The sequence below is a fragment of the Streptosporangium roseum DSM 43021 genome, assembly GCF_000024865.1.
In the GTDB taxonomy this organism is placed as follows: domain Bacteria; phylum Actinomycetota; class Actinomycetes; order Streptosporangiales; family Streptosporangiaceae; genus Streptosporangium; species Streptosporangium roseum.
On record NC_013595.1, the window covers coordinates 4,387,265 to 4,399,852 of the forward strand.

A 12,588-nucleotide genomic window follows, 5' to 3' on the forward strand; every position below is an offset into this window, starting at 1 on the left:
AAAAATTGATCAGCCCCAGGTGAGCGGGTCGAGATGGCGGTAAAAGCGCAGGCGCTCGTGGTCTAGGGCGATGCCGTACCTCTCGGCGAACGCCATGTCCGCGGCCCGCCCCCGCTCCTCGTCTTTCCATGTCTCTCGTGCGTTGGCGAGCAGCAGCGCCAAGTCCGCGTAGCGGTCGGCCTGTCCGAGGCGGCCCAGGTCGATGAAGCCTGACACGTCCAGGGTCCGCGGATCGAGGATGATGTTAGGCAGGCACAGGTCCCCGTGGCAGACGACCGTGTCGGCGGCCTCCTGCTCCCGTCGCCGTGGCACCTGCCGGGTGAGGCGGTCCAGTAACTCCCCAGGGGGCGTGTGCTGCTGCTCGACGGGGAGAAACTCCGGGTTGACGGCGTCACGGGCCACGACGCCGCGCGCCACGGCGACCATAGCGTCCAGGTCCCGGCGAAATGGGCACTGCGGCACCGGCACCTCGTGCAGTCGGCGGACCGCGTCCGCGATGCGTTCCCAGGCGACCCGTAGCTTCTCAGCGGGCACCTGATCAGCAGATATGCCGGAAACGGCACTGGTCATCAGGCAGGCGCCCACGTCACCGGAGTGCCAGTCGAGCACCCGGGGACCAGGTACACCCTGATCGTTCAGCCATGCGACCCGGTCACGCTCGGCCTTCAGGTCGGCTGCATCCGCAGCAGGCACGCACTTGGCATACCGGGTGGCGTCCGCGTTGCGAAAGACAGCGGCTCCCGACTCGCCCGCGGTGACAGGCAACCAGTCGCCACCACCCACGCTGAGCAGCACCGGCGATATGGCCTGAGGTCCGGAATGATCACTCATGGCGACCACTTTAGCTAGCTCGGCATATCGGCCCGGGACCGCAGAACCTCTGCCGTTACCACGTACCCGGCGTGCGGCGAAGCGAGATCCGAACGAAACGACCTAGCCCGAGAAGGCGTCCACCGCGGCCTGGCAGAAGGCTTTGAGGTCGTCGGGCTTGCGGCTGGTGACGAGGGTGTTCGGACCCGAGGTGCAGATCACGACCTCCCGGTCCTCCCAGTCGGCCCCGGCGTTGTGCAGGTCGGTCCTGAGGCTGGGCCAGGAGGTGATCTTCCGGCCGCGCACGACGTCGGCCTCGATCAGGGTCCAGGGCGCGTGGCAGATGGCCGCGACGGGCTTGCCGGTCTCGAAGAAGTCCTTGACGAACCGGACGGCGCTGGGCACGGTCCGCAGGATGTCGGGGTTGGCGACGCCGCCGGGCAGCACCAGCCCCTCGAAGTCGGCCGCCAGCACCTCGTCGATCGTCTCGTCCACCGGGAACCGGTCGGCCTTGTCGAGATGGTTGAACGCCTGGATCTCGCCCGCCCGGGTGGAGATCAGCCTGGGCGTGGCCCCCGCCTGCTTGACGGCCTGCCAGGGTTCGGTGAGCTCGACCTGCTCGACACCCTCCGGGGCCACGAGGAACGCGATCGTCTTGTCGTTGAGCATGATTTCCCCTTTGACGTGCGGCGATGCCCTTCAGGGGGCCGTCATTCCCGGCATGTCGCCATCTATGCGGGCCGGTGGGGATCCATGCCAAGGACGTCCGGCCGGGGACGGACCTTGCGCCTGCGCAGACCCGAGGCGATGAGCCGGGTGAGGAGCTCGCGCGACGACACGGCCTCCGCCCCCAGCGTGATCGCCCTGTCGTAGACGGTCTCGGGGACGTCGTAGTGGTCGCGGTCGAACGCCCGGAGCGGCACGCCCAGCCGGGCGGCGAAGGCGTGCAGTTCCTCGGTCGAGCTGTCGCTGACCAGGTGTGACCAGAGCAGATCGCGGGGACCCGGCCAGTTCGGCGGGTCGATGAGCACGCTCACCGCTGGAGGAGTTCGAGCGCGACCTCCAGGGCGGCGGCCCTGCTCTCCTCTTCGGAGATCTTGTCGTCCTTGAGGGCGAACCAGGCCGCGTGCAGGGCGAACATGGCCATCGAGTTCCTCAGCCGGACGGTCGGCGGGTCGTCCGGGTCGACGATGAAGGCGAGCACCTCGAACATCCGGTCGCGGTTCTTCTCCATCACCGGATGGTGCTTCAGCGCGGTCTGGTTGCGCTCGAAGAAGCGCATGATCTCGCGGTGCCGGCCCCTGTGCAGGTCATCGGAGTAGCGGCGGACCAGCTCCCGGCGGGTCTCGTCGGTGCGCGGCTGCTCCCTGGCCCAGGCGACCAGCTCGTCGATCGAGCGCACCCGGTCCTCCACGAGGCTGGTGACGATCTCGTCCTTGCTCTTGAAGTGATAGTAGAGTGCGGCCTTGGTCACGCCGAGCGCCTCCGCTATCTCGCGGAGCGAGGTCGCCTCATACCCCTGCTCGACGAAGAGCTTCAGGGCGATCTCCTGAATCCGTGTCCGGGTGTCGGCGTTTTCCCTCATGGTTCCCTTTGCAGCGAAATCAACTTGACGGCCGGTAAGTGATCGGCCTACATTCCCAGCATATCCGACACTAGCCGGTCGGCAAGTAAGTAAGATCTTTTTCTGAGGGGCGACAGAAGTTGGGGGCGACAGAAGTGAAGGAGACCGCAGCCGCACCGGCGCGGCGGCGCGAGGTCATGGTGGTGCTGCCGGGCCTGATGCTCGCGATGGTCCTGGCCATGCTCGACAACATGATCGTCGGCACCGCGATGCCGCGCATCGTCGGGGAACTGGGCGGGCTGACCCACCTGTCCTGGGTGGTGACGGCCTACGTGCTCGGCACCACCGTCTCCACCCCCATCTGGGGGAAGATCGGCGATCTGTACGGCAGGAAGAACATCTTCCTCTGGTCCATCGTCATCTTCATGATCGGCTCCGTGCTCTGCGGCATGGCCGGATCCGAGATGCTGGGCGGTCCCACCGACGGCATGGCCCAGCTCATCGCCTTCCGCGCGCTCCAGGGCCTCGGCGCCGGCGGCCTGATGGTCAACGCGATGGCGATCATCGGTGACCTCGTCCCGCCCCGCGAGCGCGGGCAGTACCAGGGCATCATGGCGGGCGTGATGTCGCTGGCGATGATCGCCGGCCCGCTCGTCGGCGGGTTCATCACCGACCACCTCGACTGGCGCTGGGCCTTCTACGTGAACCTGCCCGTCGGGTTCGTCGCGCTGGCGCTGCTGGCGGCCAAGCTGAAGCTGCCCAAGTACCGCACCGAGCACCGCATCGACTGGCTCGGCGCGATCCTGCTCTCCGTCGGCATCACCGCGCTGGTGCTCATCACCACCTGGGGCGGCAACGACTACGGATGGGGCTCGCCGCAGATCCTCGGCCTGGCCGCGCTCGCGATCGTCACGCTGGCGCTGTTCATCCCGGTGGAGCGCCGGGCCGTCGAGCCGATCATGCCGCTCCAGCTGTTCCGCAACCGCAACTTCACGCTGATCTCGCTGGTCGGCTTCCTGCTCGGCTTCGCGATGTTCGGCGCCATCAACTTCCTGCCGCTGTTCCAGCAGACGGTCCAGGGCGCCTCGGCCACCAACTCGGGCCTGCTGCTGCTGCCGATGATGGGCTCGGCCATGGTGATCTCACTCTTCGTCGGCCAGGCCATCACCAAGACCGGCAAGTACAAGCTCTACCCGGTCCTCGGCGGCGTGATCATGGCGGTCGCCATGTGGCTGCTCTCCCTGATGGACGTCAACACACCCTCCTGGCAGACCGGCGTGTTCATCGCGGTGCTCGGCCTCGGCATGGGCTTCCTGATGCAGACCACCATGCTGATCGCGCAGAACAGCGTGGAGCAGAAGGACCTGGGTGTCTCCAGCAGCACCTCCACCTTCTTCCGCTCCATCGGCGGCTCGTTCGGCGTCTCGCTGTTCGGCGCGGTCTTCAACAACCAGCTCGCCTCCAACCTGGAGAGCAAGCTGGGGCCCGTCGGCGACAAGCTCGCCTCCAGTGGCGGCCAGTTCAACCCGGCCGCCCTGCACGAACTGCCCGCCAACGTGCGGACCGGTTTCCTGGAGTCGCTGGCCACGTCCATCTCCAGCGTGTTCTGGTGGGCGATCCTGTTCGCCGTCCTGGTGCCGCTGCTGGCCGCCTTCATCAAGGAGATCCCGCTGCGCGGGGGCCCCGAGCAGACCGGCGACGCCGAGAACCCGGCCCCGGTGCCGGCCCCGGCCCTCGACTGACGCCAAGTCGCGACCCAGCGAGCCCCAAGTCACGCTGGGCAGACTGGGGACATGGAAACAACCACCGCCGCCGGGTACGTCACCCGGCGGCCTCTGGCCGAAGACGCCCGCGACGTCCACGAGCTGATCTCCCTGTGTGACACCCAGGTGATCGGCAAGGCGGACATGACCCTCGACGACGTCGCCGACCAGCTGAACGACCCCTCCTTCGACAGGGAGAGCGACGGCTGGCTCGTCCACGACGCGGCCGGCCGCCTGGTCGCCTGGGCCTGGGCCTGCCGCAAGGGCACCAGCGACAACGTGGACATCGACGTGGTCGTGCACCCCGACGCCCCCGGGCTCACCGGCCGGCTCTGGGACACCGTGACCGAACGGGCCGGGCAGATCGCCGCCGCGCTCGGCCACGACAGGGCCGTGCTGGACATCGGCCTGTACCGGGAGGACAGCGGCAAGCGCGCCATCGCCTCCGCCCGCGGGTTCAGCGCGGCGACCAGCTTCATCCGGCTCCTCGTCGACCACGGGACCTCGGTGCCCGGACCCGACCTTCCGCCCGGCCTCACGGTCCACCAGGGGCTCACCGAGGAGGTCCGCCGCCAGGGGCACGCCGTCCACCAGGCCGGCTTCGCCGAGCACTTCGGGTTCACCCCCAAGGACTACGACGAGTGGTACGGAGAGCTGGACTCCTCGGCCAGCAGCGACTGGTCGCAGCTGGCGGTCGCCCGGATCGACGGCGAGCCGGCGGCGATGCTGCTGGGCACCAACGCCTTCGCCGGGGACGAGAACTGCGGCTACGTGCGCCAGCTCGCCGTACTGCCGGCCTTCCGGGGGCGCGGCCTCGGCCGTCTCATGCTCCGCAGGGCCTTCGCGGACGACGCCCGGCGCGGCCGGGTGGGCACCTACCTGCACGTGGACGCCAACAACAGCACGCCCGCCCTGGACCTGTACCTGTCGGTGGGCATGCGCCAGGTGCTGGCCATCGACGTGTGGCGGCGGACGGTCTGACCTCTCCCGGACACGGTCTGACCTTCCCCGGACACGGTCTGACCTCTCCCGGACACGGCCGGGCCCGCGGCCGTCCGGCCGCGCTCCGGGACAGGCCGGGCGGGGCCGCGCTTGCGGGTACGGCGCCGCGCGGGCCGTGCCCGGAGAGCTCATCGCCGGCGCAGCAGTGGCAGCGCGCACGCCCCGGTGGCCAGCGCCGTGACCGCCAGGGCCACGGCGGCGCCCGTGATCGACCCCGTGCTCAGGTACAGCGTGCCGAAGGTGGCCACGCCCACGACCTGGCCGAGCTGGGTCACCATGACGAACAGGCCGCTGGTGTCGGGGGCGTCCTCGGGCGCGACGTGGGTGAGCGCGACCGCGAGCACCGGGCTGAACGCCCCGCCCAGGCCGGCCCCGGTCACCGCCAGGGCCACCCAGAGGCACGGCAGGCCGTGGCCGCCGCCGCCCAACGCCAGTGCCAGCCCCAGGTATCCCAGCGCGGCCAGGCCGAAGGAGGCGATGATCATACGGCGGTGCAGGCGCTCGGGGATCCGCCGCCAGTTGAGGCTGACCACCGCGAAGGCGGCCGCGGCGGGAACGAACGTCAGGCCCGCCCGCAGCGGGCTGTCGCCCAGGGGGCCCTGCAGGTGCAGGGCGAGGGCGAACAGGAATCCGCCGTAGGTCGCCATCACCCCGAAGACGGCCAGCGCGGAGGTGACCACCCCGGGGGCCCGCAGAATTCGCAGGGGCACCAGAGGCGCGGCGGCCCGCCGCTCCATCAGTACGAAGACCCCCGCGAACGCCACGCTCGCGGCCATCGCGGCCCAGCCCCACAGCGGCCAGTCCTGCTCGTGGCCCAGCACCAGCGGCACCACCAGGAGACTGACCGTCAGCGAGAGCGTGACCAGGCCGGGCAGGTCCAGCGGGCGGTGGCGCACGGGACCGTCGGCCGGCAGCAGCCTCGCGCCCAGGACGAGCAGCCCGAGCCCGATGGGCACGTTCACCAGGAACACCGGCCGCCACGCCGTGCCGTACAGGTCGGCGGAGACCAGCACCCCGCCCAGCACCTGGCCGGCCACGGCGGCCCCCGAGATCACCGTCGCGTAGAGGCTGAGCGCGCGGGCCCGCGCGGTCCCCTCGAAGTTCATCTGGATCATGCTCAGCACCTGAGGCACCATCAGAGCGGCCCCCGCGCCCTGGAGCAGCCGGAAGGCGACGAGCTGCCCTGCGGAGACGGCCAGGCCGCAGGCCAGGGAGGCGGCGGTGAAACCCGCCAGGCCGTACAGGAACAGGCGGCGCCCGCCGTACCGGCCGCCCAGCCGGGCACCGGTGATCAGCAACATGGCATAGGCGATGGTGTAGCCGGAGATGATCATCTGGAGTCCCGAGCCGGACGTGCCGAGGTCGGCGCGGATCACGGGAGAGGCGACGTTGACGATGGAGACGTCCAGGATCGCCATGAACTGCCCGGTGAGGATCACCGTCAGCAACCAGGGAACACGGCGCAGGGCCGGAGCTTCAACAGTGGATGTCGCGGTCATGGAGACGACTGTGGCGTCGGGCCGGTACCGGTAACGAGTGCCTGTCGATCCTGGTACTGACAGCACCTGGCAGACGCCTCACCCGTCGGCCAGCATGAAGGGGTGACCATGACGACCCACGCGCGTGCCCGCCGTGTCGAGCTCGCGTCCTTCCTGCGCAGCCGCCGCGACCGCATCACCCCCGCCGCGGTGGGCCTGCCCCCGGGGTTGCGCCGCCGTACCCCCGGCCTGCGGCGCGAGGAGGTCGCCCTGCTCGCCGGGGTCGGCGTCACCTGGTACACCTGGCTGGAGCAGGGGCGGCCGATCAACGTCAGCGCGCAGGTGCTCGACGCGATCTCCCGGACGCTCAAGCTGGACGAGGCCGAGCGCGAGCACCTCTACCGGCTCGCCGACATGCCCGCGGTGCCCGCCTCCGACGTCCACGCCGCCCTGGACCCCGAGATCCAGCACATCCTCGACCAGCTCGGCCCGCTGGCCGCCTCCGTCTACAACAGCCGCTACGACCTGCTGGCCTGGAACGACACCTACGGCGCGCTGTTCGCGAGCATGACGTCGCGGCCTTCCGGCACCCGCAACGCGCTGTGGCAGATCTTCGTCACGAAGGAGTGCTGCAACCCGGTGGTCAACCGGGAGGAGGAGCTGCCGCAGATGGTGGCCACCCTCCGGGCGGGGTTCGGACGCCACCTGCGGGACCCCTCCTGGACCGACTTCGTCCGGCGGCTGTCGGCCGCCAGCCCGGAGTTCGCGGCCATGTGGGCCACCCACGACGTGGCCCGGCCGGGGAGCCGTATGAAGATCTTCCAGCATTCCGCGGTCGGGCAGGTGCGCACGATCTCCACGAGCATGGCGCTGGCGTCGCCGCCGGAGACGCGGATGGTGGTCTACACCCCCATGGACGAGGAGAGCCGCGAACGTATCGCCTGGATCAGGGCGCACCCGCACGTCCCGGCCGTGCCCTCGCACACCCACTGACCTCCGGCAGGGGATACGGCAAGAGCCCTCAGTGGGCGGGGACCACCCGGTGCTTGGCGAGATGGGCCAGTACGGCCTGGTTGGCCTCCCACCCGTCGGGAAACTTCACCGGCACGCCGAGCTGGACCGGCTCGGCCGACGGATGGGCGTCCAGCAGCTCGGGGATGCCCGCCCGGGCGACCACGACGCAGGCGTGCCGGTGGCGGGAGGCGAGCACGCACAGCCGCCCCGACTCCAGATGGAAGGCCGTGGCGTCGCGGCGGCCGGACAGGGGGTGGAGCACGATCGTCACGTCGTATTCCCGCCCCTGGAGGCGGTTGGCGGTGTCCACGGTGATCTCCTCCGGCACCCCGGCGGCGCGGATCGCGGCGACCTGGTCGCGGTGCGCGGCACCGATGGCGATCCGGTCGGCCGTGACGCGGTGGCTGCCGCGTTCGGAGTGCGCGACCGGCGCCCGCTGCAGCAGCCGTACGGCCAGCACCGCCACCGCCTGCACGGCTTCGGCGTCCGTGCGCACCGTGTGGCGGCTCGGCAGCTCGTACAGCGCCCAGCCCGAGGAGGCCGCCTCCTCCAGCGCGCGGTCGTAGGAGGTGCGCATGCCGTCGACGGTCAGCTCCAGCGACCGGTCCGCGTGGCCCGTCCCGGCCCGGAAGCCGGTGAACGGGTAGAACGCCTCGGAGACCACCGGCGCCGCCGAGGCGGGCAGCCGCCAGGAGACGGGCAGCCGGTGCACCGGCAGGTCGGGGTTGTGCCGCAGCAGCACCGAGACCGCGCTCTGCACCGGATCCCACGACAGGCCCGCCCAGCGGTCGCCGTCCACGATCGAGAACGGGTCGAGCTGGCCCGGGTCGCCCACGAACAGCGACCGCTCGAACAGCGAGGCGATGCGCAGCAGCTTGTCCGAACGCATCTGGTAGGCCTCGTCCACGATCGCCCAGGGCCAGGTCCGGTCGCCGATCCAGGCCCACTTGTCGGCGGTGGCGATCACCACGGCCGGGTCGCCGAGGTCGGGCAGCTTGCCCGCGACCGAGACGTTGGAATGGGCGAGGATACGGCCGGGCGTGATGTAGCCGCCGGCCGACAGGCGGCCGATCGAGAGGTCGGGGTGCTCGGTCGCGAGCCGTTCCACCAGGTCGTCGACCTGCTCGTTGGTCTGCGCGACGATCATCAGCGGCTCGCCGGTCTCGGCGATGTGCCCGGCGGCCTTGACCACCAGGGTGGACTTGCCTGCCCCGGGAGGGGAGTCCACCACCACGCCCCGGTTGCGGGGCAGGTCCGCCAGGACCGCGTCGACGACGGCCGCCGCCTCCTGCTGGGGCGTCTGGACGTTCACGACCATTCCTCCTGCGCGTCGTCGTCGCTGGGCACGTACTCCTCCGGCGGTCCGCCGTGGGTCCACGGCGTCCGCTCGGGGTCGGGGAGCGCCGCCGAGGACTGGAAGTCGTCGGTCAGCGAGGTGTAGGAGACCCGCTCACCCGGCTCGGGCACAGCGCCCGGAGCGGGCGTCTTCCCCCGGCCCATCCCCTTGGTGATCTTCAGGGTGATCTCGCCGTCCGCGATCTCGACGATCTCGGCGGCGTGGCCGCGCCGGTCGGGGCTGCCGACCGTGGTGCCGGGGGCCAGCCGTACCGGGTCCTCGGTCCGGACCGTGATCAGCGGGCGCAGCTTGCGTGAGCGGCCCTCGCCCTCGCTGTGCTCCGGGTCCGCGCCCGTCACCGTCCCGGAGAACGCCTCACCGGTCAGCCGGTACTCGGCCATGACCAGCGGGTCGTCATAGGCCCGCTGCACGTCGTAGCTCGCCCGGGCCCTCTCCAGCCCGGCCCAGCCGCGCGGCGGCGCCGACCGCGCCGTCCCTGCGCGCCTGCGGCGGGCCGCCCTCGGCGACCCGCTCGGCGAACCTGGTGAACGAGCCGCGGTCGGTGTCCCAGCGGTCCTTCACCCGCCGGCCCTCGGGCAGCTCGCGCAGCAGGCGGGCCGCCCGCCACATCAGCCGCCAGGTCGGTTCGAGCTGGGTCCGCAGCGCCTGGGTGACGCGCTCCACGGCGCGGTCGGTCGGGGCCTCCTCATAGGCCCGTACGGCGGGGCCGAGCACCTCGTTGTCGAAGCCCGGGTCGGTGGTGGGGCCGGCCGGCGGCCAGAGCAGCGGGTCCTCGGCCTCCTCGGCGGCCCGCCGGCCGCTCATCCCCGGGGGAGGGGCGATCCACCCGAGCAGCGCCGCGAGGTTGGCGTCCTCCAGCCCGCTCTGCCCGGTCGCCCAGTGCATGCTCAGCGCCTCGGTCGCCACCAGCAACAGGGAGGAGCCCGGCTGCTGCGACCGGTCGGCGAAGTAGGTCAGCCACCGGCCGAGCAGCGGCACCGACGGATGCACCGGATAGGGCCCGTCGGCCCGGCGGAACCGGGTGGAGCGGCCCAGCAGCGCCACGAAGGCGGCCGCCGACCGGTTGGGGACGAGGATCTGCGGCGCGTCCAGGCACCGCTCGTACGGCTCCCCGCCCTTCTTCTCGACCGTCTCGGTGGTCTTGCCGAACCCCTCGACGTACGGCAGGAGCACCTCGGCCAGGCCGGCGGCGAAGGCGAACCGCAGGTCCCGGTTGCGCGGCTGGGGGACCACCAGCAGCCGGGGGTGGTCCGGGTCGGTGCCCACCATGGCGGCCAGCGGCGCGGCGGCCTCACCTGCGAGCCTGAGCGGGATGAACACCATCGGCCGGGGGGCGACGTGGCAGTGCCGGACCGTGGTGATCCGCTGCGCGGCCCCGTCCCGGATGGCGCGCAACTGCGCCAGGGCCGTCAGAGCACTCACGTCACCTCCTCCGTCGGCTCCGTGAGCGCCGCGCTGCTGTACTTGTCGGTTCGCTCGCTCAATTCAGGCACTCCTCGCGCAGGCGGTCCGCCAGGCGGAGCAGGCGGGCGACCTCCTCCTGGCCCTCGGCGGGTTCGACGGTGCCCTCGGCCAGGCCGAGGGCCTCGGTCATCAGGGAGACGCCGCCGAGCTGGTCGCGGACCTGGCGGCCCAGCAGGTCGGTGGAGCCGCAGCCACGGGCCTCGTCACGGCAGAACATGCACATGTCGCAGGTGGACAGGCAGTCGGGCGCGTAGCGGGCGGGCACCTGGCACAGCGCGCCGGCCAGCTCCTCCGCCGACCGGGTGGGCACGCCGTCCGCGTCGGGGGCCAGGTCGAAGGTGAGCCCCTGGGGGAGCCCTTCGAGCAGGCGGTCCACCCGGGTCATCCGGGCGAGCTGCCGCTTGAGCACGGCGAGCTGCTTGCGCACGTCCACCAGCGTCGCGGTCGGCCGGTTGGCGAAGTTCTCCGGGCAGACGAGCACCACGTCGTGGGAGACGCGCTCGGGGTCGTGCCCGAGGTCGGCCAGGAGCGTGCGCAGCGCCAGGACGTAGACTGCGGCCTGCCTGGCCGCGGCGGCGACCTTCTCGGGCTCGGCCTGGCCGTCGATCACGCCGAACGACTTGATCTCCACGATGCGGAAGCGCCCCCCGAGCTGGAAGGCCACCACGTCGGGCTCCAGGTAGGAGGTGTGCCCGGCGATCTCCAGGCTGAACAGCGGGTGGTCGTAGAAGACCGCCGCGTCGTCGTTCTCGCGCGCCGCCCGGTCGATCAGCGTCCGGGTGTGGGAGTGGCGCAGGTGGGAGCCGACGCTCTCCACGTCCTGGTAGCCGACCTGGGCCACGGGCAGGCCGAGCAGCTCGCGCAGGAGCCGCAGCAGCTCGGCGCAGCCGTTCTCCTTCACCAGCGCCTCGAACACGTTGCCGCGCGTGATCGCGAACTGCGACTGGCCGAAGGGGGCCGGGAAGCCGAGGTGCCGGGCCGTACGGTCCTTGTCCACCCCAGCGGCGTCCATCAGCGCCCGGCGGGCGCAGCCGGGGTTGGCGGCCAGCGCCGCGATGGCGCGGGCGTCGTGCGCGCGGGACGGTACCGGTCCGCGCAGCTCGTCCAGCCGGTTCACCGGCCACCCCCGGTGCGGCCGTCGCGTGCCGGGCCCCGCCGGTCCGCCGGCCGTCCCCGGCGGCGCGTGCCGCCCTCGGCCCGTACGGCGGGCGTCTCCGGTGGGCGGGCCACCCACGCCGTGCTCTGCCTGTCCATCAACAGGCCCCTCTCAAGGTGCTCATCGCGGCGACGCCGAACAGGCGCTCCACGTCCGGTAGTTGCCTGCTCGCCCGCGCCGCCACCTCGGCCCGCTGTGCGGTGTCGGCGGCCCGGTGCACCTCCAGCTCGGCCCGGGCCGCGCGGATCGCGGTCGCCGGGTCGGCCTGGACGAAGCCCTCGACCGCGCCGGGGATGTTCTGCGCCATCCGCGACAGCAGCCGCAGCGCGCCCGCCGGCGGCTCGGCCAGCCGGGCGAGGTGTTCGGCGATGCGCGTGGTCGAGGTGAGGAAGTCGACGCGCGGGCTCAGCGGCCCCAGCACCCGCAGCTCGGGCGCCCAGGTGCTGTCGGCGAGCAGCCCGCGGGCGGGGGAGAGCCGGTCGGTCAGCGCGGCGCACAGGTAGTAGGGGCGGGCGTAGGGATCGCTGCGGAAGGAGCGCTCCTCATCCCTGCGCAGGCTGGTCAGCTGGGAGCCGCGCAGCGCGCCGGAGAAGAACGCGTTGTTCACCGCCACGATCAGCTTGGCCGCGGTGGGCACGCCCAGCAGCGCCAGTGCCTGGTGCGCCTGCTCCCTGATCGGCAGCAGCGAGGTCTCGGGCTCGCAGGGCGGTGGCGGCGGGGGCTCCTCGGCGGTGATCGCCGCGTCCCATGCCTGTTCGGCCCGGCGGAGGTCTCCGCGCAGCGACCGGGCGAGCGAGTTCTCCTTCGCCTTCACCGCCCGTCGCACTTCGGCGCGGAGCTCGGCTATCCGCCGTTCCAGCGCGTCCAGTGATTCACTCACGGCCCGGAGCGTAACAGGAGTTCCACCAGTCTCCCTTGAATTCCAGCGAATTCCAGCATTAAAGTGCAGACCATGACAAGGTAATACTGGGCCGAAAGGG

Annotated in this window: 13 protein-coding genes; 3 read left to right on the top strand and 10 right to left on the bottom strand. The window is 71.6% G+C overall.

Going from position 1 to position 12,588, the window contains the following annotated elements; translation table 11 throughout:
- Positions 1–9: 9 nt before the first annotated feature.
- The 4 genes from SROS_RS19120 to SROS_RS19135 all read right to left on the bottom strand — a co-directional run bounded on the left by SROS_RS19120 (position 10) and on the right by SROS_RS19135 (position 2,395).
- Complete coding sequence (locus tag SROS_RS19120) at positions 10–831, bottom strand: APH(3'') family aminoglycoside O-phosphotransferase (protein WP_012890594.1); 822 nt, start codon at positions 829–831, stop codon at positions 10–12.
- Positions 832–933: 102 nt separating this feature from the next.
- Positions 934–1,479 carry a type 1 glutamine amidotransferase domain-containing protein gene (locus tag SROS_RS19125; RefSeq protein WP_012890595.1) on the bottom strand — a complete coding sequence of 182 codons (546 nt, stop codon included), beginning with the start codon at positions 1,477–1,479 and terminating at the stop codon, positions 934–936.
- Positions 1,480–1,541: 62 nt separating this feature from the next.
- The gene (locus SROS_RS19130) at positions 1,542–1,847 is read right to left on the bottom strand and encodes a DUF4031 domain-containing protein (protein ID WP_012890596.1); all 306 of its coding nucleotides are present in this window, start codon (positions 1,845–1,847) and stop codon (positions 1,542–1,544) included.
- Positions 1,844–2,395, bottom strand: a complete 552-nt coding sequence (locus SROS_RS19135; RefSeq protein ID WP_012890597.1) for a TetR/AcrR family transcriptional regulator — start codon at positions 2,393–2,395, stop codon at positions 1,844–1,846. Before SROS_RS19135 ends, SROS_RS19130 begins: the two co-directional genes overlap by 4 nt.
- A 134-nt stretch (positions 2,396–2,529) precedes the next feature.
- On the opposite strand from SROS_RS19135, the gene SROS_RS19140 reads away from it, so the two are divergent.
- Positions 2,530–4,116: an MDR family MFS transporter gene (locus SROS_RS19140; RefSeq protein ID WP_012890598.1), complete on the top strand. Its 1,587-nt coding sequence runs from the start codon at positions 2,530–2,532 to the stop codon at positions 4,114–4,116.
- Positions 4,117–4,167: 51 nt separating this feature from the next.
- Positions 4,168–5,118: a GNAT family N-acetyltransferase gene (locus tag SROS_RS19145; protein ID WP_012890599.1), complete on the top strand. Its 951-nt coding sequence runs from the start codon at positions 4,168–4,170 to the stop codon at positions 5,116–5,118.
- Between the two features lie 149 nt (positions 5,119–5,267).
- Here SROS_RS19145 and SROS_RS19150 read toward each other — a convergent pair whose 3' ends face one another.
- The gene (locus tag SROS_RS19150) at positions 5,268–6,638 is read right to left on the bottom strand and encodes an MFS transporter (protein ID WP_218919876.1); all 1,371 of its coding nucleotides are present in this window, start codon (positions 6,636–6,638) and stop codon (positions 5,268–5,270) included.
- Between the two features lie 108 nt (positions 6,639–6,746).
- On the opposite strand from SROS_RS19150, the gene SROS_RS19155 reads away from it, so the two are divergent.
- On the top strand, positions 6,747–7,610 hold the full coding sequence (locus SROS_RS19155) for a helix-turn-helix transcriptional regulator (protein ID WP_012890601.1): 864 nt from the start codon (positions 6,747–6,749) through the stop codon (positions 7,608–7,610).
- 28 nt (positions 7,611–7,638) lie between these two features.
- Here the strand turns inward: SROS_RS19155 and SROS_RS19160 are convergent, their stop codons facing one another.
- The 5 genes from SROS_RS19160 to SROS_RS19175 all read right to left on the bottom strand — a co-directional run bounded on the left by SROS_RS19160 (position 7,639) and on the right by SROS_RS19175 (position 12,488).
- The gene (locus SROS_RS19160; protein ID WP_043652354.1) at positions 7,639–8,949 is read right to left on the bottom strand and encodes an AAA family ATPase; all 1,311 of its coding nucleotides are present in this window, start codon (positions 8,947–8,949) and stop codon (positions 7,639–7,641) included.
- A complete protein-coding gene (locus tag SROS_RS52995) occupies positions 8,940–9,398 on the bottom strand; it encodes a hypothetical protein (RefSeq protein ID WP_245564674.1) in 459 nt (152 codons plus the stop codon). The genes SROS_RS19160 and SROS_RS52995 overlap by 10 nt, the downstream gene beginning before the upstream one ends.
- Positions 9,382–10,410, bottom strand: a complete 1,029-nt coding sequence (locus tag SROS_RS19165; RefSeq protein ID WP_245564675.1) for a hypothetical protein — start codon at positions 10,408–10,410, stop codon at positions 9,382–9,384. The genes SROS_RS52995 and SROS_RS19165 overlap by 17 nt, the downstream gene beginning before the upstream one ends.
- Positions 10,411–10,468: 58 nt before the next feature.
- Positions 10,469–11,569: a hypothetical protein gene (locus tag SROS_RS19170; RefSeq protein WP_012890603.1), complete on the bottom strand. Its 1,101-nt coding sequence runs from the start codon at positions 11,567–11,569 to the stop codon at positions 10,469–10,471.
- Between the two features lie 136 nt (positions 11,570–11,705).
- Complete coding sequence (locus SROS_RS19175) at positions 11,706–12,488, bottom strand: hypothetical protein (protein WP_012890604.1); 783 nt, start codon at positions 12,486–12,488, stop codon at positions 11,706–11,708.
- Between the last annotated feature and the right edge of the window lie 100 nt (positions 12,489–12,588).